Origin of the sequence: Paenibacillus sp. LjRoot56 (assembly GCF_964253335.1) — a bacterium.
In the GTDB taxonomy this organism is placed as follows: Bacteria; Bacillota; Bacilli; order Paenibacillales; family NBRC-103111; genus Paenibacillus_E; species Paenibacillus_E allorhizoplanae.
This window is the reverse complement of sequence record NZ_CAXURV020000001.1, coordinates 1,506,867-1,531,276: the sequence shown is the minus strand read 5'-3', so window position 1 is coordinate 1,531,276 and position 24,410 is coordinate 1,506,867. Positions and strand designations below refer to the sequence as shown.

Genomic DNA, 24,410 nt, shown 5'->3' with positions numbered 1-24,410 from the left:
GATAACCTCCATGATTAGATACATCTATCATGGTAAGCCTTTTGTTCGCCGTTTATTTACATGATTTCAAGAAAAAATCATATTTTATTTAGATTCATACCGTGTCATTTTGATCCGATATTGCTTAGGTGTGTCACCGGTATATTCTTTAAATAGTTTGCAAAAATACCCTTCATTGACAATGCCTACTTCCTCACACAATTCCAATAACGAATAATCTTGAACATTTAACAGTTCGAGTGCCAGTTGGATTTTTTTACGGTTGATGTAGCTGATTACACCTTCGTTCATTGTTTTCTTAAATAGGCTGCTAAAATACGATGGCGCTAAGTTTACATCCTCAGCAATAGCCTCCAAGGTTAAACGCTGTTTCAGATTTTTCTCAATAAAGCGCATGGCTCTCATGATTTCTGCCCGATGTAAAAGTTGGCCGGCGTGTACATATTCGAATGTGAAGTCACTGATATAGGCAAGTTGCTCTCGAAATGCCATAAATTCTATAGGAAACTCGGCTATTTCCGTGGTCGACGTGTTCCCCGATTTAAATTTCATAATGATGTCTCTGTACAAATCTCGAAGCATAGGTGCCATGATGGACCTGTGAATTTTATGATCAGTAGCAAATTGGTTTAACTCAGCAAATTCTTTCTCCAGCTCACCCTTGGAAACTTGTCTTTGCACTCCTACAAGAAAATCAGCCAGTTTCTGCTGGAATTCCTCTCTTTTGTCATTCCGGTATTGGAACCGATGTGCGGGTGTTTTGACTACTTTTTCTGCATGATAATAGAAATCCTCACTCACATTTTGAGCCTCCGTGTAAGCTTGTTTGATGGATTCCCAACCTCGATGCGGACCGCCAAAAGCTACGGATACCCTTTGATTCAAATACTGCTGCAAATGGGTGACGATCTGACTTCCTAATTCCTGGCAAGCAAATTCAGTATCCATTTCACTGCGATTATTTTCCCAGGAAAGAAAACCAATAAAACGATTATCGGATAGATCCGTAGCTACACCCCTGCCACTATTCATCACCGTTTCTTCGATAACATTCGTAATCGCATATTTTAAGATGTTTTGGTCAACCGCTGAATATTCATTTCGGAAACTTTCATACAGATTCATTTCAACAATAAAGCAGCAATAATTGGCTTGAAAGAACTGGGAATCCATGCGATTGGCGAAATTCGACGCCCGATGAGGAGGAATTTCCCCTCTGATCAGTTCGTTAAAAAATTGCTTGCGAACCCTGTATTTATTTTCAAGGACAGATACGTTTAAAGATTGAAATTCCTCTTCTTTTTTCTTAACCTCATCCAAAATGCCGGCTGCCTTACCCAAAGCTCGATCCAAATCTGCTTCATTCAAGGGAACCTTAACAATGTACTCCATGACGTTGGCATGGATAGCTCGCTGTGCATATTCAAACGTCGAATAGGCGGTCAGTAGAATGAATTGGGTATGAGGCAGCTCCAGCTTTAACTGCTCAATCATGGCAATCCCATCCATTCGCGGCATAACGATATCGGAGATGACGATGTCCGGTTTGAGCTTTAAAATCTCCTCGATCCCCTTCAGCCCATTATTCGCTTTCCCGACTAAATGGAATCGCGTTTCCTTATGGGAGAGCTCACTAAAATATAATTCCAAGCGTTGAATGATTAAATCTTCATCGTCAACAATGAAGCAGGTGTAGTCTCTCACCGTCATACATCTCCTTTAAAAGAACCTACTGGGAATACGGCGCGAACACAGGTCATCTCCTGAGGTGTGCTTATGATTTGGAGCCCGAACTGCTCCCCGTAGTGAAGTCTTATTCGACCATGAATATTGTTTAACCCGATTCTTTTCCTTTTTACTTCCAGATCATTCGGGTCTGCGATTAAAATATGCTGTATGCGATCCGCTGGAATGCCTTCGCCTTGATCAATGACTTCGATCATAACGAAGCCGCCCTTCCTGTACGCATGAATCGTAATCGAACCTTCGATTCCACCTCCGTTATAGCCATGGAAGATACTATTTTCCACAATGGGCTGCAGCAGCATACGAAAAACCGGAAAATCCATTAACCCCTCTTCAATATGCTCAATCAAGTGGAAGTGCCTATTATAACGGATGTTCTGGATCGCGATATAGTCCGATACATTGCGCAACTCCTGACGTAGTGAAACCTTCTCCGAAGCGTCGGCGATCCCGTATTCCAATATGGCAATGAGAGACCCGATGACTACATCTACTTTCTCTATTTGTCCGAGACGTATGACATTGCTGATTGATCCAAGCGTATTATAGAGAAAATGAGGGTTTATTTGAGATTGCAGCACTTGGATTTCCAGTTTCCGCTCCAGTTCATTATGAAGCTCTGCTCGCCGTATCAGTTCCACAATTTGCTGCAGCATACGGTCGAAGGCTAGGGAAAGGTCACCGAATTCATCGTTTCGGTTAATGGTAACTGTCGTTGTCAAATCACCTTGCTCTACCCGCTTCATTTTTGTTTTGAGTGCATAGAGCGGATTCCTTATATATTTGGCAATAAAGAAGGAAATGAACAAACTTAGTAGCAAGCCTGCAACGAGAAGTCCAAGATAATAGTTTTCCAATCTGGACAACGCAGCTTCCATGCGAGATTCATCATTCATCGAGATGAGGAACCAATTGAATTTCTCCGTCGGTTTCTTCAGAATGGAGACCGGTAAGCCATCTTTGGTATGGAGTTGTAGGCTTGTTCCCGTCGTATCCAGAATTTGTTCTGCCGACATTTCCCCGATTGAAAACGTATGATCTTGAATACTTAGGGGTCCTCTATTTTCCGAAAATCCAGCAATAATTTTACCCGATGTGGTAATCAAAGCTAGATTCATTCGTTCTTTTTTATTAATCTTAAACAAAGTTTCTTCAATCGCATTTAGATCCAAATCTACAGCAATGGCCATAGGAGTCGGAGTGCCGTTCAGATATCGCACCATCGTAACGGTCCAACCGGAATACTTCGATTTATAAGGATCACTGACAAATGTAGTCCGTTTGTTCTTGTCGGCCGCATCAAATAAGGGTTTTCTGTCCGATAAAGGTTCATCGAAAATTCGCGTAGTCGTACTTCCGCCTAGAATAGATAAATCACTATTGATCAAGTAAATGTTACTCACGTAATTACTGTTGAGTTCATAGAGCTCTCTTAATTGCTTTTTAATCACTTCCGTATTGGCAATGTTTGCTTTCACCGAAGTTTCGACCGAGAACAAGATCGTCTGGAAGGAAGAAAAATTAACCGTTAGATACTGGTCAACTTTGTCCAATATTTGGTTCGTGTAATAAATGTCGTTGGTTCTTATTTCCTTCTGGACATAGCGATAGGACAATTGGCTTATCAATATGATGCAGCTTAACACGAACGCAAACACAATCATAAATAGTTTTATAGGCAAGCTGATTCTTCTTCGCATCGGTCATCTTCCTTTTAAATCTGGATTAAACTAAGCATAGCATAGGACAACAAAGAGAGGGGCGATTTATCGCCACTCTCTTCGTCTATTACTTGATTAGACCTGCTTCTTTAAATTGCTTAACGGCTGTTTCTTTATATTTTTGCATGTCAAACTTGGTATCCAATGTTTTGAGGAAAGTGTCCCAGTTGGTAAGCGGGTCTTTCCCAGACATAAATTTGACTAAGCTTTCATTAATGAAACGTGTGCGGTCTGCTGCCAAAGTATCGCTCGGGTCTGCCGTCAACAAATTCCCAGGCAAAGTAAGACCTACATATTGCTGATTGTTGTTGAAAGCTTCTGCCGTCTTCGGATTCTGGAAGCTGAAGTACTCGGCATCATCGCCACGACGCGGCATTCTATAATGATCTACCCATAAGTACTTTTCTTTCACTTCCTTGGATAATTCAGAGTTTTTATTTTTTATCTTGCCGTCTACGACATCCCAATGAATTCCTTTAATTCCGTATGCGAAATTCGGGTAGGCTTCTTTGTCCGTAAACATATATTCCAGCATAGACAGGATTCGAATGATTTTGTCCTTATCCGCTTTCTTGGAAATGGCCCATGAATTGCCTTGGAACGATTTTCTCTCTACGATTTGATCGCCGTATGGCCCTTTCATTGGAGGAATAACGATCCATTCCGGTACTTCTCCGCCGATTTCTTTCATTTTCTGCTGATAATCCGGTTCTAGTCTGCGGGCATCTCTGATCATGAAGCCAACTTTACCTTTAAATAACTTTTGGTCCAACAAATCAGGCGTATTCATCGTCACCCAATCTGGATCCACAACTTTCGCTGTCATCATTTTATTGATGTAAGCGAGCGCTTCCTTCATTTTAGGATCAATAAATAAGTACACCGGTTTGTTATCTTTCACATCAATGGCGGAGGGAGGATTGACGCCAAACATCCACATCAAGCTATCGAAGCCGTAGGTTTGCAGATTGCCTTCTTTATTCATACCGCCTATGAATCCGTACGTATCATTCTTGCCGTTTCCATCAGGGTCTTTCTCCGTAAAGGCTTTCATCACTTCGAACAACTCGTCAGGGGTTGTCGGCACTTTCATACCTAGCTTTTTTAACCAATCGTTGCGGATAAAGTAACTTCGACTGATACCGTTTACATTATCATAACCGGGAACCCCAATCGTTTTGCCCAGATAGGATGTCGCCTCCCAGGAGTCTTTAGCAAAACGCTTCTTCAATTCAGGAAATTGATCCAAGTATGGCGTCAAATCCGCAAGAACGCCTTGGTCATAATATTGCGCAAGATCGGATCGACTCTTCAAGAAGAGCAAATCTGGAATATCCCCACCAGCAATGAGGGTATTCAGTTTGGTAGTGGCTTGCCCAGCTTGTGGAATCGTCATATCCAAGTCGATGTTCATCGCCTTTTCCAACATTTGGCGTTGAATATCTTCCTCACGTGGAGGTATCGGAGCGGCAGCATTGAACGTACCTTGGTTAAACATCGAGATTTTCATTTTGGTAGCAAACTTGTTAGCCTCGGATTGAGGGCTGCTCGAAGCTGTCTGCTTAACTTCTTCTTGGTTCCCACATGCTGACAATAGCGTTCCCAGCCCTACGATAGCAGCCAGAACAGTAAATGTAATCTTTTTACGTTCCATATTGACCTCTCCTTTTGCTTGTATATATATTATCACGGTGTCCCCGTAACAACCTAGGTAGGAATTGCCTTTTAACCTTTAATCGATCCCATAAGTACACCTTTAGTAAAATGTTTCTGCATAAATGGATAAACAATCAAAATCGGAACCGTCGTTACGACGACAGCAGCCATTTGCACAGCGAACTTGCTAACCGTTCCGGAATTGGCCATCGATTCAGCGCTTTCTGATGCAATGTTAAGCAGAATGTTGCGCAAGACAACTTGAAGCGGCATTAAGTTCGCATCATTCAAGTAAACAATGGCATCGAAATAACTGTTCCAATGCCCCACGGCGTAAAATAAGGAAATCGTAGCAAGCACGGGCATAGAGAGTGGTAAAATGATCCTCCAAAGCGCTTGAAGTTCACTTGCGCCGTCGACCCTCGCCGATTCCTCGATTTCAGCAGGCAATTGCTCGAAAAAGCCTTTAATAATGACCAGATTAAATGCACTAATGAGATGCGGGATAATCAATACCCACGGACTGTTTAGCAATCCTAGAGAGCGGATTAACAAATATGTCGGAATTAAACCTCCGCTGAACATCATGGTAAACACAATGAATATTAAAAATGTGCTGCGCCCCGGCAAATATTTTTTGGACAACGGATAAGCAGCTAGTACCGTAAAAAGCACATTTAGCGCCGTGCCTACGATCGTTCGAAACAACGTAATTTTATACGCCTGCCCTATACCATGAGAAATGAACACTTCTTTATAGGCTAGGAACGTAAAGGATTCTGGAATAATCACAATTCCTTTTCTTACTACTTCCGATTCTGGCGTCACTGAAACAGCAACCACATATAAAAAGGGAAGTAAGCAAAGTAGGGCTAGTATTATAAGAATAGAATATACGACTACTTGCCATACTTTTTCCCCGACTGTTAAATTAATCATGTATAAAACCACCTCACCAAATTTGCCCATCGAATTTTTTGGCAATCTTGTTCGCTGCCAAAACTAAAGCAAATCCGATGATAGCTTTAAACAACCCCACAGCAGTAGCTAAGCCAATCTTAAGACGCTCCAACCCTTCACGGTATACCCATGTGTCGATAATGTCGATCTTCTCCTGGTTAAAGCTGTTGGCAAACATGAATATTTGGTCAAAGCCTGCGTCCAGAATATGACTTAATTTGAGGATCAGCATCAGAATAATGACGCCTCGAATGCCGGGTAATGTGACATGCCATAGCTGTCTTGACTTGGAAGCCCCATCAATTCTAGCTGCTTCATACAAACTTGGATCAATGCCTGCTAATGCGGCAAGGTATAATATCGCTCCCCAGCCAATATCCTTCCATATTTCAGATAGGATGATCAACAGTCTACCCCAGGCAGGTTCCGTTAGAAAGGAGATAGGTTGAATCCCATTTTGCTTAAAAATCATGTTAAAAAGGCCATCCCCTGGTGCTAATAACGCCACCATCAGTCCATAAACAATGACCCATGACAGAAAATGGGGCAAATACGTGATCGTTTGCACGATTTTCTTAAACCATTGGGTATACACTTCATTGAGAAGCAAAGCAAGTACGATAGGAGCAGAGAAACCGAACAATAGCTTATACAGCGATATGATAATCGTATTTCTCATAATGTCCCAGAAATAAACGCCATTGATAAAATCTTTGAAATTTTTCAATCCCACCCACGGGCTATCCCATAGTCCCAAGGCGAGGTTATAGTTTTTAAAAGCAATAATGATTCCTGCCATAGGAATATATTTGAATACGGCAAAGTACACTAATGCCGGAAATAAGAGCGCATACATCACTTTATATCTGCTTATCGTTCTTATCCATGAATCCTGCTTTTTGGGGGTGGGAATGGCGTCCGTTGCCAGTTTTGCTTGCATATCATCACCTCGTCTTTATTTATATTTGTATAATAGCATCCGCCTGTCGGATAAATTTCTGTGATTTCTAGAATTTCTTACAAGATATTAAGTAGCCTAGCTTTTGGGGATTAACTGGATATCCTACATCTATTTTCGGTCAAAACAAACCTTTGGGGATTTTAACTGGATTTTCTACATCTAATTATGCTTGAAATATCCCGTTTGACGAAATTGGCCTGAAATAACGGGAGGAAATCCAGTTATTTTGCGAAATGCCGTGATTTCGCTTGAATTAGCTGCAGAAAATCCAGTTATTCACTTGGCCAGGATGGGGATGCCCTGTTGCGCCCTGTTGCTAGCGCCGATACTTGTGCCTGCACCAGCGCCAGGAGCACTTCGCTTACCCAAACCCCAGAAATAAAAAACAGACAGAGTGAGCGCGACCATTTTCTGGTGCTTTCACTTTGTCCGTAAGTTATTTTCACAACTACTTTAACCCATCCCTCACACCAACCAACCTCACCGCTAGCTCATCCAACCGCTCTCTAATCAGGATCACCTCGGCATACTTTGCCGGAATCCCCTCATAGCCATAATAAATACCTGCCAACCCGCCAGCAATGGCACCTATCGTATCCGAGTCTCCGCCTAGATTAGCCGCCTTTTGAACAACTTCACTAAAGTCTGAAGCTTCCAGCAAAATGTGAAGTACCCAGCGGAACGTATGCACAACAAAGCCGGTTGCTTCGCAATTTGGTTCGGATGTGAGTATACGTTCATACTCCGTTCCTATCAGCTCCTGCTGAATCACATCTTTCAATTCTTCTCCCTGCAGCAGACGAAAAGCAATGCGATTGTAGAGGATGCAAGCTTCATTGCATCTTTCGTCATAGTGAGTCATTTTCGATTGCATATGGGAAATCCGCTCGATATCTTTCCACTCGGTGTACGCCAACGCTACTGGCAAACAACGCATCAGTGAACCATTCCCAGCACTTTGGCCCATTTCAATATGCGTTACGTATGCCGCCTCGAACCAACTGTCCTCCACATTTTCAAACGTATGTCGGATGATGTTACCGATATCTTTCGGCCTCGTTTGATACCATTTCATGAACTGATCACCGATAGCATCCAAAGGGTGCGCTGGATTTTCCAATATCCCCTCCGCCACACACAACGTCATCATCGTGTCGTCCGTCACTTCACCAGGCTCCAATCGCCAAACGCCCCCGCCAATGATCTCCTTCAAATATCCGTATCTTGCTTGGATTTCTCTGACACTCATGAACTCAGTCGTGCCGCCCAACGCATCACCGATCGCGACACCGTAGATCCCTCCTTTGATTTTATCCAACAAGTCGTGTTTGTTCATGCTTATTACTCCCTTCCCCCACTACCTGCTTGCGTCATCAGACATTCACTCAAACTATGATATTTATGATATGTCTTCAAAATCTTACTTACTTGCTCCGCTCTCTCCTCAAGAGTTCCTTGTAATAGGAAATACGGGATCTGCCTCATTTTGAGATCGGCGATGATCTGCTTCTGGAACACAAACCGCTGAACCTCCCCCGAACGATCCCACGTATCTGCATAAGGAATATCGGTATCGCAAACAAAAACCAGCTCATACCGCGACGCCGCATCCACTGCCAGTTGAGTCAAACGTGGTGTAGCCTTACCGTGATAATAATGAGAGAACATATACGTTGTAATCGCATTGGTATCCACGAAGAGAATATCCCGCGCCTCCTTCAACATAAGCTCCTCCCTTTCCAAATGCCCCTCCGCAATCTCCTCCAACTGCTCTAACGATAATCTGCGATCTACCTGGTGCTTCTCCCAATATTCCCGTCCATACTCCACCATCCAGCTTGTATTCATCTGTTTCGCCATATAAGCGGTAAGTGTGGATTTGCCCGTCGAGGGAGCGCCAAGAAATACGACTTTCGTAATCAGATCTTTATAAACAACCGGACTCAGAAACTTTCTATTGTCAAAAGGGTTCCCCCTCACTTGCGTGCCCGAAACTGGAAACGTGTTCCGATCTGAATCAACCTGGCGATTCACTGCCCCTAAAGCCATGCTCATGTGATCACCATAAAACTCACTGGAATAGAAATGTGTGATCTTCCGCCCCTCCAACTTCTGCAGGATATAGGCCTCATGCATCCTTTTAATCGCTGGCGTATCGCCTATTTCAAGGGGACCGTCCCACGCTTCGATAACCTGCACCTGCGGATAGAGGGTACGTATCCAATTGGATCGCACTCGCAAAGGGATATCCGTCGTTTCGGGACAATCGTAGATGACAACGATCACCTCATCCATCTCCTTGATCGCAGTCTCGATCATGTATTGATGACCCGCATGCAAAGGTGCAAACTTCCCAAGTGTTAAGCCTGTTCTGTGTTGTGACATAGGAACCCCCTCCGATCTTCCATGTGTAACGCCCGTTTCCATCCCACATAGCCAGCAATAGCGATAAACAAGAAAATAAGGTAAAGGAAGGCAACTGCATACAAATCTTTGTAGGCATACATCGCTACCGACAGCACATCGACAGCAATCCAGATGAGCCAATTCTCTAGCACTTTTGACGAAAGTAGATACTGTGCTATGAGGCTTAAAGTAGCAATGAAAGCATCCGCATAGGGAATCGAGGCATCTGTGTATGTTTGTAGAACATAGCCCCAGAGCAGGGTCATCACCACCAAGAATATACTTAATAGGAACGTGAGTCGTAATGTTATTTTTCTAGTCGGACGCACCTTGGTATCCTCTCTTTTCGTCAGCCAAATGATCCAACCATACACGCTTAATATGAAAAAGAACACTTGCAGCATCGTATCCGCATATAATTTCGCTTCCCAAAACATCACGAAGAAACAACCCACATTGACCAGTCCAACTGGCCAAGACCATATATGTTCCTTCGCTGTTAACCATACGCACAACAAACCTGTCGTAGTCGCAATGATTTCGATTGCTGTTGATGAGGTGTATATCGCAATGGCGACCATACAGACGAATAATGCCAAGAATGACCATGCTTTTCTCATACGTAACGCCTCCTTAAGTTTAACTCCAAGCTAACAATACTATCATTATGACATTATCAAAAGGTAATAGAGAAGCGCCTAGCTGTAAATCGACAGCTGAGGCGTCAAATCAGTAAAGCGATAGAGCTGTGCGGCTCTTTGCGAGTAGCGATTGGAAAGCTTCGGCTCTCCATTACGATCCACCGCTTCTTCAATAATACCTTTGCGGCTTTGGGTAGATGTGATTTTACGAATGAAGTTGCTTTCCTCAAAATGCGGCACGACCGTTTGAATCACTTGGTACAGCTCACCGATGGTGAACTCTTCGGGAAGAAATTCCTTGGCAATGGTTGTCGTTAGCATCTTTTTCTGAATCTGATGCAAGGCGTCCGTCAATATCTGCCTATGATCAAAAGCCAACTCTAACTTTAGTGCTTCCTCAACCGTAAATAATTGCACATCCGAAGCATCTGTGTCGGCGCGTCTTTCAGCCAACATTTTCTCGTTAACTAAGGCATAGAAAGCATGAGAGATAATCCATCCTCTCGGATCACGTCCCGGTTCACTATAGACGTTAAAATATTCCATATGAACATCCGCGACGCCAGTCTCCTCTTGAAGCTCCCTCCGTGCACATGCATACATACTCTCTGACTCTTGGCAAAACCCACCAGGTAATGCCCAATGGCCTTCGAATGGCCATTGTTTTCTTTGAATGAGTAGAACCTTTAGTTCCCTAATAGGCAGCGCCTTTTTGGTTGTGTTCTTTTCCGTTGCGTTAATGGTGAAAATGACAATATCACTCGGTGCACCGTCCGGTGTCCGATACTTCTGGGAGGAGTAGTTCGACTCTTTTTCGTTCGTGTCCATTGTGGCACCTGCTTTCGTAACTTTAATGTCAATTTGATATTATCATTATGACATATTTAAATTGGATGTCAAGTGGGCTTTAGCCCGTTTGACTATGTCCTTCTGTAAAAGGACTCATATTCTCGCTATATTTCGCCAAAATCACTTTCTTTCGCATGGCACTTCACGTAAAATATAAATAAGCATATCCATCACAGATGTTGGATACAAATTCGATCTTAACGAGGTAGGCCATGAAACCAACCGTTCTTCACTTCATTGCTCCACCGATTCCTTATTTCTTAGATTGCGGAAGCGCTTACTATGAAATTGGGGAGAGTCATATAAGTAGGACAAACATCGGTGCCTTCGACCTCATCGTCGTTAAGAAAGGGACTATATTCATCGGAGAAGGTACGAATGAATGGACACTTCAGCCTAATGATGCCATCATTCTAAGACCCGATCTCTCGCATTTCGGAACGGCTCCTTGTGAGCAAGAAGCTGAAATCCTTTGGATCCATTTCCATACGTATGGCGCTTGGGATGAGTACATGGATATGGATGCGTGTTTAGCGAATCAGAATGCTCTCATTGAGGATCACAAACAGAAGGCTTTCCTAAATCATGCGGAAGTGAATTCCATATTTATCCCCAAATATATGAAACTGAATCACAAAGCCTTAGAAATCTTAGAATATTTCTTCGATTTGGAACAGGAGTCGCGCTCCCAACGCAATTGGAGGAAACAGAATACCTTTCAATTGTTTATGCAGCATATTAACCGTGAATTAATTTCAACAACCGACATGACTGCGTTTCATTTAGCTGAGAAAGTGGAGCTATTTATTCGCCAAAATTATACGAAGAAAATATCCAATGCCCTCTTGCAAGAGCATCTTAATTATCATCCTAATTACATTGCCAAATGTATGTTGAAGGTGTTCGGGATGACACCTAATGATTATTTGCTTCAATTTCGTATCGAACAGTCCAAGAAGTTGCTGATTCAGACCAATTGGACCATGGCGAGAGTTGCGGAAGAGAGCGGCTTTCAACACGCCTCCTACTTCTCACACTGCTTCTCTACCAAAGAAGGGATCTCTCCTTTAAATTTTCGTAAAAACTATACAGGCCATTCATGACCGTCATGCCCAGCATGAGACGCGAACACGGGATCTCCGCCGGAGGACCTTGTTGGTCGAGTTCATTTGTAGGTTTGGCGTGGCCTTGTAATTCACACATTTGATTAACTGGAATATATACAGCTATTTTCGAGGAATTTCCTCGACAATTCGATTTAACTGTAAAACATGTAGTTAAAACTGCCTTTTTTGTTCAGATGGAGTAAAATGATCAAAATTAACTGCAGGTTTTCCATCTACTCGGCGTTCGATCACAAACCCCCAATTTTTAACTGTATATTTGCACTTAGAATAAGAAGTGGACGTCTCTTAGTGTAGAAGTAATAATAATCTTAACAACTAACTAAGAGGTGTCTGTCCATGAGCGAATCAAGACAACGATATAATGAAACTTTTAAACGTGAAGCTGTAAAGTATGTACAAGAGCAGACTAAATCCTTAGAGCATATCGCGGACGAGTTGAATATTAATCCTGGTACTCTTCGAAATTGGCTGGGGAAATACCGTGAGTTTGATCATGAGCCTGTGAACAAAGTGGAAAACCTCCGTGAGCAGTCTCAACTCATTGATGATCAGAAACGGGAAATCGAAGATCTAAAGGAAGAGATCGCGATTCTAAAAAAGGCCATGCACATCTTCAGCAAAGAAAGGAACTGAGATTTCAGTTTATTGAAGATCACCGCTCTGAGTTTCGATTGGAGAAGATGTGCAACGTTCTAAAAGTGTCCAAGAGCGGATATTACAAATGGAAAACAGCTGACGTCTCTGAGCAGTGCAAGCGTAAGGAGGAACTAGCAGATCGTATTAAGTATTACTTTCAACTCAAGCATGAAATCTATGGCAGCCCACGAATACACAAAGAACTTTTGAAGGAAGGCTTGTGTGTATCGGAACGGACGGTCGGCCTCATTATGCGTGAACAAGGTCTACGCTCTTGTATGGCACGGAAATTTAGAGTTCAAACAACAGATTCGAACCACGATCAGCCGATTGCTCCCAATCTCCTTCAGCAAGATTTTGCTGCAACGAAGCCAAATGAAAAATGGGTAGCAGATATTACTTACATTCCATGCCGTCAAGGAAAGCTCTACCTTGCAAGCATATTAGATCTTTACACAAAGCAAATTGTTGGATGGAAACTGTGTGACCGAATGACAACGGATCTCGTCTTAGATGCACTTAAGAAGGCTTATAGCGTGAAGAAGCCTGGAGAAGACCTGATTCACCATTCCGACCGAGGTTCTCAATATGCGTCCAAAGAGTACCGCAAACAGCTCGAAAACTACGGGATAACGTCAAGTATGAGTCGAAAAGGAAACTGTTATGACAATGCCTGTATTGAGGCATTTCATAGCATTTTGAAGCGTGAATTCATCTACAGCAACCCAAAATTCAAGACCAAACAAGAAGCTCAGCAGAAGTTGTATCGGTATCTTGAGTTCTTTTACAACAGGACAAGGTCGAATAGCACAATTGGTTACATGTCACCTGAGCAATTTGAGCAGCTATACTACCAGCAGGTCGCATAACTTAGTGACGTCCACTTTCTTGACAGAAGAGCAGTTTTCCATCTATTCATCTGGTGCACAGAAGGGTAACTTCGCTTACTTAAATAAATAGCCAGCAACCTAAATTGCTCAAGGTTACTGGCTACTTATCAGATATTGAACTTTTATTGAAACGCTTTGACCCAAACCATCATTTCTCCACCCGCGGTTCCCCCACGCATAGTAAGGAACTCCCCCTCAATCCTATTCATTTCATCATCTCTCGTTCACTTACTTGCGCAGTCGTATCACATTCCAAGATAACCTTGGCAATGTTCCGATTAGCATATCGTCTTGAATGGCAGCATCGCCATCACTATGCGGTGTCACTCGATTAGGATGATTCATCGTATTCACAGCTTTGACATCCCTGTTTTCCAATACGATGTGTTCTACCACGCGGTATCCCTCAAAGCTGCGCAAATCGCATGAAACAACTAATGAGGAATCAAGACTCTTATTAACTGCAAATATCGTAAGTTCGTCCTTCTCTTCCTGATGAACAACAACGCTATCCAGATAGGGGATATCCGTGTAGTCCTTCGTATCATATTTAGGAGAGTCTATAAACGCATGCAGCACGGATCCTCTCCCATAAACAGAGGCGTGCATATATGGATAAAAAATCGTTTGGCGCCAAGCAGGTCCACCTGTTTGCGTCATAATAGGGGCTATGACATTCACTAACTGCGCTAAGCAGGCAATTTTCACGCGATCCGCATGTTTTAATAGTGTGATCAGCATCGTGCCTACCATCAGTGCGTCCTCCAAGGTATACACATCTTCAAGCTGTGGAGGCGCAAATTGCCACGGTTCTATCTTCTTGTCTGACTCCAAAGTATGAAACCATACATTCCATTCATCGAAAGAAAGCATCATGGTTTTTTTACTTCTCTTTTTAGCTTTTATATAATCACATACCGCAATAATCTCTTGTATAAAGGCTGTCATATCCAGCGATTTAGCCAAGTAGTTCGCGGTGTCATTATCTGCGTTTCCATAGTACGTATGTAAGGATAGGTAGTCCACATTATCATACGTACGGTCCAGTACGGTGGCTTCCCACTCCGCATAGGTTGGCATATTTCGGAAAGAACTTCCACATACCACTAACTCGATCGTCGGATCAACCAATTTCATCGCTTTCGCTGTTTCATTCGCCAATCGACCATACTCGTCTGCCGTTTTGGCACCAATTTGCCAGGGTCCATCCATCTCATTGCCTAAACACCACGTCTTGATCCCGTAAGCCTCTGGATAACCGTGAGCAATTCTTAAATTGCTCCAATACGATCCCGCAGGATGATTGCAATACTCCACCAAGTTTCTGGCATCATCGATCCCTCTAGTCCCTAAGTTTACAGCCATCATTGCTTGTGCTCTAACTTGTTTGGTCCATGCGAGAAATTCATTTGTGCCAAATAAATTCGGTTCTAGTACACGCCATGCCAACTCCAGCTTGGCAGGTCTACCACTAATCGGTCCGACACCATCCTCCCAGTTGTAGCCCGAGACGAAATTGCCCCCTGGATAACGAACGATAGGGACACCGATTTCATTAATCATCTCACTAACATCCTGCCTAAAACCTTGCTCATCTGCTGCAGGGTGTCCAGGCTCATAAATGCCGCCATAAACAGCACGCCCCAAGTGTTCAATGAAAGATCCGTAAATGCGCTCATCGACTTCAGCAATTCGAAAATCTTTGTCCAACTTTATGCTCGCTTTTAACACAGTCGTCATCTCTCTCTTCCTCCTTATTTCAGTTACCAAGCCATTGTGCTATTTTTCATAGGAAAGCTGCCCTTCAGATCTACAAAGATCCTAGAGGCAGCCTCTATTAAATGGATTATGTTCCGAATACTCTCCACGATTCAATTCCTGTTGATGTGGTTGCTTTGGCTGTTATGTTGACACGGATTTTGGTGGTAGAAACAGGCGTGAATGTCGTCGTGTTGTATTGATTGGCGACAACCCCTAGTCCTGATGGGCTTGCTACATTAACCCATGCGGTTCCATTCCAATACTGTATGGTATAGGAAGCGGGGAGATCGATACCTTGATTATCGTCAAACCAATAGATCGCTGTACTGGATACTGTTTTCGCTGATGCAAAGTCGTATTGCACCCATTGTGTCGTACCTGGATTATCCCAGTTTCCATACACAGAATGTCCTCTATCATTTGAACTTGTTGGTGCATAACCATCGTTCAGACCTGCAAGGCTTTCCCAAGCTGATACGAACGAAGTCGTCGCTGTTCCTTGCGGTGCAACGTCTTGAGGCCCTGACGGTGTGCCTACTTGCAGTTTCACATCGTACGTAGCATTCGTTCCAATGCTAAGATTAACGATGGTTTTAGCACCTGACGTCGCCGTCACCGTGCCTGTTTGCACGTTGTTCACAAGCACATTATAGGTACCTGCTGCAAGACCCGTGAACGTGACTTTCGTAACATGGGCTGCTGTTGTGGTGGAATTTTTTAAAGTAAAGTTCACATCATTCTTAGCTGTAGCCACGATAGCCGATGTATACTGGTCGCGCTCAAGCTCCATGGAGAATTTCTCTGTAATGAGATGCAAACGTTTAAACAATCCGTCCTTCGGCGTAATCGTATATTTCCCGCTGCTCAAGGTAACGTCCGCCCCATAGCCATACAAGCCAAAGATGGGATCAACGGCCACATCCGCACTTAGAATTTTCAAAGCACCGAACAGCCCAAGATCAGCTTCTCCGCTCATCCCGCGCCATCCATTAAATAGAGGACCGCCGTCAAGGCCTAGAGCGCCATTATTTCCCTTACTTGCCTGGTAAGTCCAAGAAACAGCACCGATATTCGCTGCATCACTACTGATTTGACCAGAATTGATCGCACCGATATTCGCTATTTTAGCCGCATAGGATAACCGTTGCTCTTGCTCAGGTTTCGTAGAATTCGTACGAATCCAGTCATCCATCGCATAGCCTGCAAGTGACGTACTGTATTGGAAATTCCACCAATTGTCCCCCGTTATGGTTACAGGATCCGTGTAGTAATACCATACCGGCATATGACCACGTGCTGCTCTGGTCTTTGCATTGATTTTACCTCTGATTGTCGTGTTGTTATTCATCTTAGCCAGCATGTAAACCGATTCTTCACCAGTATTGTCATAGCTGTATTCTGATCCGTATGGATAGGAATTTGCTGAAAAATTGCTATATTTCGTTGCCATTTTGCTGATGATATCGTTCGCTTGTGTCGTATAGCCCTCATCTTGAAGTGCTTTAATGATGTCAGGTGTCGTTAACTCACCCATTAATCCGGTCTCCCAGTTGTAGGCAACAGGCCCGTCATACAAGGCTTTGAACACATTATATGCGCGAAGCAAATACGTATTTTTGGGATTCTTATATGTCACAAGATTTGGGTACAGCTTAGCAATTTTATACATACTGAAGTACGTATTATAAATATGCGGATACGCATAGCCCCGATAGGTTGGCGTTGTATTCGGCTGTGCCATTAGAAAATCTGGAACAAGATAATCGGTATGATGGCCATTCATCAAATTCGTCCATACGGCCGTTTCCAAATAATTATCTACGGCTGTTACTTCAGAAGCGATAGGCGTAATCGCATTTTTTTCTGCAAGGAATTGACCATGTGTAAGCCCCCAATCATCTCCCCAACCCCAGTATCCAGCAAAATTGTTCCGCTTGGCTTTGGTCTGCATCATCCAGTCGTCGAACACTTTATCGCGAATATCCCCTGGCACATTCCATTGTTGATTGTTCACCATGAACGTCGAATGTCGCTGTAATGCCGCATCAATAGGTTCAATGGCATAGAATTGGAGAACTGTCTTCTCCCCTGAGCCGTACGTAACCGTAATATTGTTCTGTCCCAAATGGGTCATCGTCATCTGATACAATTTGTGATCCGTTCCCGTTGTACCTAAAGACGTAATTGTCGTCTCGGATGGGTATTGCGGCGTAACGGCAGTAATCGTTTTGGATGTGTGCAAATCGAACTTAGCCGTCTGATTCGTTGGTACAATCATGCCAGGAACCACATTGAAATCAACCATACCTTCGCTATACAGCCTATCTTGAACGGCATACTCATCTGCAGCTTTGAAAAATTTGAAGGCATACGTTTTACTTGCGCCTGGTGCTAACGTTAGGCTCGTGTTGGGCAAATATCCACGACCATTGCTTTTAATCACATTGGAGTGGATATAGTACACATTCAGACCCTTCGCATAGCCGCCTTGATCCGCTGCCCACATGCTGCCTGGATGCTCCTCAACGCGCCAATTGTCTTGATACTCAAGTCCCGCTCCCGTCGTCGTGTCAGGTACCATAAGCAGAGAAGGGCCAATACCGCTAGGGCGCTGCGCCACGATATACGAACTATTGTTACCGATAAAAGCATGTGTAATGACACGTGTCTCATAGATTTCGTCATTATTGCCGGCAGTGAAGAATTCATTGAAGGGGAGCGGGAGGCCGAAATCTCCGATTTCCAAAGTTTGCGTGCTCGTATTGGTAACGGTAATTTGCCATTTCAAATAGTCACTCACGAGGGAATACGATTCATCCACTTTGAAGTTTTTAATCCCTGCACTGTTGGTTGAATTCTGATACGTAATATTGACGGTATTGCCCGTCTGGGAAGTGGTTCTGCCATCCGCTGATTTACTCGAAAGCGCTTGTGTCCAAGCCCCTGTTCCAAGCTTATACGTAAACATAAGCTCCCCAACCCATTGATGATCAGCTGTATTCTGATTCGGGGCATTCGTTGCATTCATGACATAATTGGTTGGATATGTATCCCCGCCAATCTGTAGAGAAGTAATTTCGCCATTCGTACCCGTCTGAACCGTAAAATTACTGTTCGTAATTGTATTCGCTGAAGCGAGTTGCGGTACCAACAGAATGGCTGCTGCAGTAAACGTAGATGCTGCAAACAGTTGCATACGTTGTGATTTTGACATCTTACTCCAATACTTACTAAGTATTTGCTTCATTAAGTAGCCTCTCTTTCTCATCTTAGATTTCTTCGACATTTAGCGGGGATTTCTCTTACCATTAGGTTTAAATCCTGGCTGTATCGTGCTATCATCCTTTGCGGCACACCTCCTTATTTGTTGAATTTGTAGCGCTTACATTTTCTATCATATCTAAAATTTGTGCGATTTACTTTAAGTTTCACAACCTATTTTTACACTATATGAACTAATGTCGCAGGAATTTTCTTTAAAAATATCAACCTAAAAACCCCCTAAAGGATTATCCTTCAAGGGGGTTCTTTTTGCTCATTCCAGATTAACTTTTCATACCGGTCAACGTGATTCCCTCTACAAAATACTTTTGACCAATCAGGTAGAAAATGACGCCTGGCGCAAAAGACAGGCACGTGGCTGCCATCGTCAACGACCAATCTTGCTTTAATTGACCTTTAAAATTGGTAAGCCCCAACGCTATGGTGAATTTATCGCTCGAATTAATGTAGATCATCTGTTGGAGCAAATCATTCCATAATCCGATGAAAATAAACAAGGCAACGACGATCATAGCGGGCTTGATCGCCGGCATAATAATGCTGAACAAAATCCGGAAGTACCCGGCGCCGTCTATCGTTGCTGCTTGGTCGAGTTCTCTCGGTATGGAGAGAATGAACTGCCTGATCAAAAAGATATTAAAAGCGCCGCCCCCGCAAAAATAGGGCAAAATCAATGGCAGATAGCTGTCATGGAGTCCCAACCCCCGTGTCCATCCAATGTAGAGGGGAATGAGCGTAACCATGGCAGGCAAGAGCATTGAACCGACGCAAAGAATCCAGATCAATTGTTTGCCTCTAAACCGCAACCTCGCAAAGGCATATCCGCACAAGGTAGCCGTGAACGTCCCCCCCAAACAGGAAGGAACGATAATGATCATTGTATTCCACAGATACTTCCAAAATTTAAATATATTCAATGTTTTTTCATAATTGGAAAACAACCAATTTTTCGGTATAAGAGACGGCGGATATTTGTAGATCTCGGGATTCGTCATCAGTGACGTACGGAATATCCACCAAATCGGGAAGAGTACGATGAGGGCAAATACAATGACGACTATAAGTGTAAGCACGTTCATCGTTCGTTCACTGCGTTTCTTGCTCTTCAATCTGGCGTATGCGACTTCGCTCATTTATCGTCGTCTCCTTCGGAAAAGATCCACCGTTTCGACGTCTTGAACAAAACGGCAGTAAAAGCGGCAAGAATGGCGAAAATAATAAAGGTCGTCGCGCAGGCATAGCCCAGCTTGTAATTGACGAAAGCCTGATCATACATCAGATAAGTCATGAATCGGGAAGAGTTGCCCGGACCACCATTGGTCAGTGCAAGGGCCGGCGTAACGACTTGGAGATTGGCAATCAGGCTTAGCAACAGGTTGTAAAAGATGATCGGCGTCATACAAGGTAAGGTGATATGCCGGAAGCGATTCCATCCGTTGGCGCCATCCATTTCAGCCGCCTCATGATAGACGCTCGGAACGCTCTGAAGCCCTGCCAAAAAAATAACGATTAAGTTCCCCGACAGCCAGACCGCAATCAATGAAAGAGATGGGATTACGTAATTGGAATCCGCGATAAAGAGAACTTTGTTCAAACCAATTTCGGAGAGAAGATAGTTGAAGAAACCAAAATTCGCCTCGTAAAGCCAGGACCATCCTACATATATAGCGGCAGCAGGCAAAACGAAAGGCACATAGAATACGGCTCTGAAGAATCCTCTTGCCGGAATTTTACGATTCAACAGCATCGCGATGAAAAGTGAATAAACCATGCTTCCGGCTACGGATAAAAATGCGAAGTAGAGCGTTGCTATAATTGAATCTTTAATATAAGGATCGGTGGTAAATAGCGTGATGTAATTGCTGATGCCGATGAATTCGGGGTTTTTTAGCCCCGTCCAATTCGTCATACTTATTCCCAACACGCCGAGAAGAGGTAGATAGGTCAGGAAGATTAATCCGAGTATTGCTGGAATCAAGCATATGTAAGCAACACTTGCCTCGCTTGAATGAAAGCGGGAACGGCGTTGCTGAGGTTTATTAAAGGTTTCCATATCTTGCCCCCCACCTCATATGTGAAGGATGACCGCCGCTTGCTTGTTCTTAGCGGTCATCCTTCCTATACGTTATTTTTTGCCTTTATTGGCTGCTTTCAAAGCTTCGAGATTTTTGGTAATGGCATCCTTGGCGGTAGCTTTTCCGGTCCAAACATCCCCCAAGGTCGATCCCAGCAAGGTGTTAAAGTCCGTCGTATGATTCGTATAGAACCAGGCAGCGGGTCTGGCGGCTGAGGATTGTGCATAATCGACTACAGCGGACTTGTATTCGTTGTACGGAGGGAAGTTCTTATTGTCGACCCATTTATGGGTAAGCGTTTCATCCGTATACCACTTTTTCAGTGTTGGCATCCAAATACCCGATGAGATAAGTCCCCAATTGTTTTCTTCAGCTGTGTACCATTTGAGCCATTCCATCGCTTCTTTCGGATGCTTGGTTTGGGAGAATACGACATTGGCACCGCCCGTGTTGAGAGTAACCTTTTCCTTAAAGTATGGTAATACGGCAACGCCATATTTCAGTCCTGCATCCTTGGCTGCATTCAAGCTAGTTCCTATGTTCCACTGGCCGTTCGTGGCCATGGCGACCGTTCCTGCGATGATGGTACGCTGAATGCCATCATCGGTCTGTCCAACAGACAACGGGGCAACATGATCTTTCAAGTACAGGTCCGCGACTTTCTGAATCGCTTCGATACTGGCGTCTTCCCCGATTCTCACCGATGTACCGTCACCCGAATAGAAACCGCCGCCATTGCTGAGCACCCAAGCTTCCAACTGCCATGCCAGATTTTCGACGGATGCACCATACTGAACGATGCTCTGCGGATTAAAGCCAGCCTCGTCAGCATGTTTGCCATTCTTATCGACCGTCAGCTTTTTGGCTGTTGCTACGAATTCATCCCATGTCCATGCTTTATCCAATGCGGATGGCGGATAAGGTACTTTCGCTTTGTCGAACATGTCTTTGTTGTAATAAAGGAGTAGGATTTCATTCGCAGCGGCATAGGCTACGGTTTTGCCTTGATATTTGTAAGCTAGGCTATCCAGCGGCTTGCTGTCACTTCCCGAGTACATGGCACTTACATCATTCAACATACCATCGGAGGACCACTGGATGACGCCATCCTCCTTCAATATTCCCGTATCTGGTAATTGACCTGCCGTAGCCTGCGTATTCAGTTTGGTCATGTAGTTTTCCCAAGGAATCGCTTGCACTTTGACTTCGATTCTGTTTTGAGAAGCATTAAACTTATCCGCCGCTGCCTGGGTTGCGCTTCCTTCAGCCTCACTTCCCCACATCGAATAGGTAATCTTAACCTTCTCCGTGGAAGGAGCTGCCGTCTTCTCTGGTGATTTTGTAGCTGCTTCTCCCGTTGGCGATGCGCTTGGTTTATCGTTATTCGTGGAGCATCCAGCCATCATGCTTAAGATCAAGACCATTGATACGCTAACCACGAATCCCTTTTTCATTGTTTTCATATTAACCCCTCCATCATATATAATTCGCCGTCACTCCTTGATTCCTCCCGCGTGGGCGGGGAATATTTCATCTGTCTATTAAGACTGTTATATTGTCGATTGCTCCCTTCCCTCCTTGACCAGAGTTAACAAGCGTGATCTATCCTTGCACCTCATGAGGGTAAAACCGTATTTTCTCTAATCCACACTCTCATCTCGCCGCTTCCCCGGTTCGCCCAAGCAAAGTAAGGGATAAATCTGGCCGTAGTCGCTTCTAAGTGATCCTCGTCTTTCACGCGGTACAGTTGATCCTTCCAGCCCTCGTCTTGGAGCCGATAAGCGGTTAAGTCAATGGTAAGCAGTCCGCCTAACAAGCTGCTATCAAAGCTAACTTGATCTTCGAAGCCCGGATGGATAATCAGCTTATGTAGACCTTTGCCATTGTCGGCTTCCTCCAGGCAGTACACCATCGGCCCTCGCTGGATGGCGACCATGCCTACGGTCTCTCGAATTTCCGGATTTCCTTTCATCGGACTAACGTTCATTGCAAGAACCAGATCGACGATATCGCCGGTACTCCATTTCCGTTCGAGATGAAGATATCCGTTAAGCAGGCGCATAGCCGATTCCACTACCGGTTGCCCGTTAACCCTGACATCCCAAGACCTACACCAGCTTGGTATCCGTAGAGCCAAGGAGAAAATTTTGGGTTCATCCATCTTCAGCTCGAATTTAATGTTACCGTTCCAAGGCAGCTCGGAATGCTGGATGAGCCCAACGGCGCCGCCATCCACCTCCACCGTGACTTGACTCCCAATATATAAGTGAGCATAAAGGGTATGCCCATGGAACGAGTAGATATAGCTGCCGAGAGAGGCGAGCAGCCTAGCGATATTAGGTGGGCAACAAGCGCAGCCAAACCATCGCTGCCTTTCCATCTTCACGTGATCGAAATTCTGATTCTTACCGCTCGCTTCAGGCCAAGCTTCCAACGGATTCACATAGAAGAAATGCTGTCCGTCGCGAGACATTCCGCCGATAACGGTGTTATAGAGCGCTCGCTCCAAGACGTCCGCGTATTCGCTTCTCTGCTCGATCTGAAGCATGCGCTGGGCGAAGAAGATGAGACCGATCGATGCGCACGTCTCGGCGTAAGCCGTATCGTTCGGCAAATCGTAATCGAGCGTGAACGACTCGCCGTAAGACATTGAGCCGATCGATCCCGTAATGTACATCCGCTTGTTCACGATGTTATGCCAGAGCGCCCGGCATGCCTTCAACAACTCCTCGTCTCCAGTTGCTGCCGCTACGTCGGCCATACCCGTACACATATATACGACCCGCACCGCGTGACCTTCGGCTGTCTGCTGCATGCGAATCGGGATGTGCGCTTGGCTGTAAGATTTGTCCTTGGCTATCTTCAGCGCTTGGAAATGAGTCTCGCCATTCCGGCGATCGAACTCTAAATCGTAGAAGTGGGGACTCTGCCCTCTCTCATCCAAGAAGAACTTTGCCAGCTTCACATAGCGATCGTTGGAAGTGACTCTGTAGAGCTTCATTAGCGCCAGCTCGATCTCTTGGTGCCCATCATAACCTTTGATCTTTCCATCCTCTGGCCCGAACGTCGCATCGATGCAGTCAGCCAGCTTGCAAGCTACTTCCAGAATCTTGCCCTTCCCCGTTGCCTTCTCATAGGCGACCGCCGCTTCGATCAGATGACCCGCACAGTAGAGCTCGTGGCACTCCGCGAGATTCGTCCATCTGCCTGCCTTTTCTTTGAGTGTAAAATACGTATTTAAGTATCCATCCGCATGCTGCGCCTTAGAGATCAGATCGACGACTTCGTCCGCTACCTTTTCCAAATCGGGATCAGGCATTTGCTCCAAAAGATATCCAACGGCTTCGAGCCACTTGGCCACATCGCTATCTTGGAACACCATGCCGTAGAAGTCGCCATGCTCCAATCCGGCAGCGATTTTGAAATTCTGGATGGCGTGACTCGGCTCGTTGCCTTCGATTCGGTCATTCAGCGCCTCCCACTGGTAAGGAACTACAACATCGCGAATTAATGAAATATAAGGGGACCAGAAGTCATCCTGGATTATCACATTCTTCAATTGAACGGGTGTTGAGATAGATATAATACTCATCAGGTGTGCCCCTTTTTTAAATTTCGCCTTCTTAATGAAAGCGCTACTAATTATAATACATGGGATAGCCTGGTATTAATTAAAGATTTACAACCACTTTTTTAGAA

18 protein-coding genes are annotated in these 24,410 nt (G+C 44.4%); 3 read left to right on the top strand and 15 right to left on the bottom strand.

The features are described from left to right. Positions 1 to 84: 84 nt before the first annotated feature. The 9 genes from ACSQ8O_RS06915 to ACSQ8O_RS06875 form a co-directional block, all read right to left on the bottom strand. The gene (locus tag ACSQ8O_RS06915) at positions 85 to 1,710 is read right to left on the bottom strand and encodes a response regulator (protein WP_436240967.1); all 1,626 of its coding nucleotides are present in this window, start codon (positions 1,708 to 1,710) and stop codon (positions 85 to 87) included. Next, positions 1,707 to 3,446, bottom strand: coding sequence for a sensor histidine kinase (locus tag ACSQ8O_RS06910; protein WP_436240966.1), 1,740 nt, complete (start codon positions 3,444 to 3,446; stop codon positions 1,707 to 1,709). The genes ACSQ8O_RS06915 and ACSQ8O_RS06910 overlap by 4 nt, the downstream gene beginning before the upstream one ends. An 88-nt stretch (positions 3,447 to 3,534) precedes the next feature. Beyond that, positions 3,535 to 5,121 carry an extracellular solute-binding protein gene (locus tag ACSQ8O_RS06905; protein WP_436240965.1) on the bottom strand — a complete coding sequence of 529 codons (1,587 nt, stop codon included), beginning with the start codon at positions 5,119 to 5,121 and terminating at the stop codon, positions 3,535 to 3,537. A gap of 71 nt (positions 5,122 to 5,192) precedes the next feature. Beyond that, a complete protein-coding gene (locus ACSQ8O_RS06900) occupies positions 5,193 to 6,062 on the bottom strand; it encodes a carbohydrate ABC transporter permease (RefSeq protein WP_436240964.1) in 870 nt (289 codons plus the stop codon). Positions 6,063 to 6,075: 13 nt separating this feature from the next. Next, positions 6,076 to 7,023 (bottom strand): ABC transporter permease, encoded by a 948-nt coding sequence (locus ACSQ8O_RS06895; protein ID WP_056608699.1) that lies wholly within the window; start codon positions 7,021 to 7,023, stop codon positions 6,076 to 6,078. A 469-nt stretch (positions 7,024 to 7,492) separates the two neighbouring features. Next, positions 7,493 to 8,380 (bottom strand): ADP-ribosylglycohydrolase family protein, encoded by an 888-nt coding sequence (locus ACSQ8O_RS06890; RefSeq protein WP_436240963.1) that lies wholly within the window; start codon positions 8,378 to 8,380, stop codon positions 7,493 to 7,495. Between the two features lie 5 nt (positions 8,381 to 8,385). Continuing rightward, complete coding sequence (locus tag ACSQ8O_RS06885) at positions 8,386 to 9,429, bottom strand: AAA family ATPase (protein ID WP_436240962.1); 1,044 nt, start codon at positions 9,427 to 9,429, stop codon at positions 8,386 to 8,388. Next, positions 9,405 to 10,070, bottom strand: a complete 666-nt coding sequence (gene pnuC / locus ACSQ8O_RS06880; protein ID WP_436240961.1) for a nicotinamide riboside transporter PnuC — start codon at positions 10,068 to 10,070, stop codon at positions 9,405 to 9,407. The genes ACSQ8O_RS06885 and pnuC overlap by 25 nt, the downstream gene beginning before the upstream one ends. A 78-nt stretch (positions 10,071 to 10,148) precedes the next feature. Continuing rightward, the gene (locus tag ACSQ8O_RS06875) at positions 10,149 to 10,919 is read right to left on the bottom strand and encodes an NUDIX domain-containing protein (protein WP_436240960.1); all 771 of its coding nucleotides are present in this window, start codon (positions 10,917 to 10,919) and stop codon (positions 10,149 to 10,151) included. Positions 10,920 to 11,152: 233 nt separating this feature from the next. Between ACSQ8O_RS06875 and ACSQ8O_RS06870 the strand changes: the two genes are divergently transcribed. From ACSQ8O_RS06870 to ACSQ8O_RS06860, 3 genes are all read left to right on the top strand, one after another. Further along, the gene (locus ACSQ8O_RS06870) at positions 11,153 to 12,043 is read left to right on the top strand and encodes an AraC family transcriptional regulator (RefSeq protein WP_056608686.1); all 891 of its coding nucleotides are present in this window, start codon (positions 11,153 to 11,155) and stop codon (positions 12,041 to 12,043) included. A 360-nt stretch (positions 12,044 to 12,403) separates the two neighbouring features. Next, the gene (locus tag ACSQ8O_RS06865; protein ID WP_056620178.1) at positions 12,404 to 12,700 is read left to right on the top strand and encodes a transposase; all 297 of its coding nucleotides are present in this window, start codon (positions 12,404 to 12,406) and stop codon (positions 12,698 to 12,700) included. Next, positions 12,697 to 13,572, top strand: a complete 876-nt coding sequence (locus tag ACSQ8O_RS06860) for an IS3 family transposase (protein WP_436241959.1) — start codon at positions 12,697 to 12,699, stop codon at positions 13,570 to 13,572. Before ACSQ8O_RS06865 ends, ACSQ8O_RS06860 begins: the two co-directional genes overlap by 4 nt. Before the next feature lie 249 nt (positions 13,573 to 13,821). On the opposite strand, the gene arfA is transcribed toward ACSQ8O_RS06860, so the two are convergent. The 6 genes from arfA to ACSQ8O_RS06830 form a co-directional block, all read right to left on the bottom strand. Further along, the gene (gene arfA / locus ACSQ8O_RS06855) at positions 13,822 to 15,333 is read right to left on the bottom strand and encodes an arabinosylfuranosidase ArfA (protein ID WP_436240959.1); all 1,512 of its coding nucleotides are present in this window, start codon (positions 15,331 to 15,333) and stop codon (positions 13,822 to 13,824) included. 106 nt (positions 15,334 to 15,439) lie between these two features. Continuing rightward, the gene (locus tag ACSQ8O_RS06850) at positions 15,440 to 18,550 is read right to left on the bottom strand and encodes a DUF5695 domain-containing protein (RefSeq protein WP_436240958.1); all 3,111 of its coding nucleotides are present in this window, start codon (positions 18,548 to 18,550) and stop codon (positions 15,440 to 15,442) included. Between the two features lie 349 nt (positions 18,551 to 18,899). Next, complete coding sequence (locus ACSQ8O_RS06845) at positions 18,900 to 19,769, bottom strand: carbohydrate ABC transporter permease (protein ID WP_236288534.1); 870 nt, start codon at positions 19,767 to 19,769, stop codon at positions 18,900 to 18,902. After that, complete coding sequence (locus tag ACSQ8O_RS06840) at positions 19,766 to 20,689, bottom strand: carbohydrate ABC transporter permease (protein WP_436240957.1); 924 nt, start codon at positions 20,687 to 20,689, stop codon at positions 19,766 to 19,768. The genes ACSQ8O_RS06845 and ACSQ8O_RS06840 overlap by 4 nt, the downstream gene beginning before the upstream one ends. 72 nt (positions 20,690 to 20,761) lie before the next feature. Beyond that, positions 20,762 to 22,174, bottom strand: coding sequence for an ABC transporter substrate-binding protein (locus tag ACSQ8O_RS06835; protein ID WP_436240956.1), 1,413 nt, complete (start codon positions 22,172 to 22,174; stop codon positions 20,762 to 20,764). 152 nt (positions 22,175 to 22,326) lie between these two features. Then, a complete protein-coding gene (locus ACSQ8O_RS06830) occupies positions 22,327 to 24,303 on the bottom strand; it encodes a glycoside hydrolase family 127 protein (protein WP_436240955.1) in 1,977 nt (658 codons plus the stop codon). Positions 24,304 to 24,410: the final 107 nt, after the last annotated feature.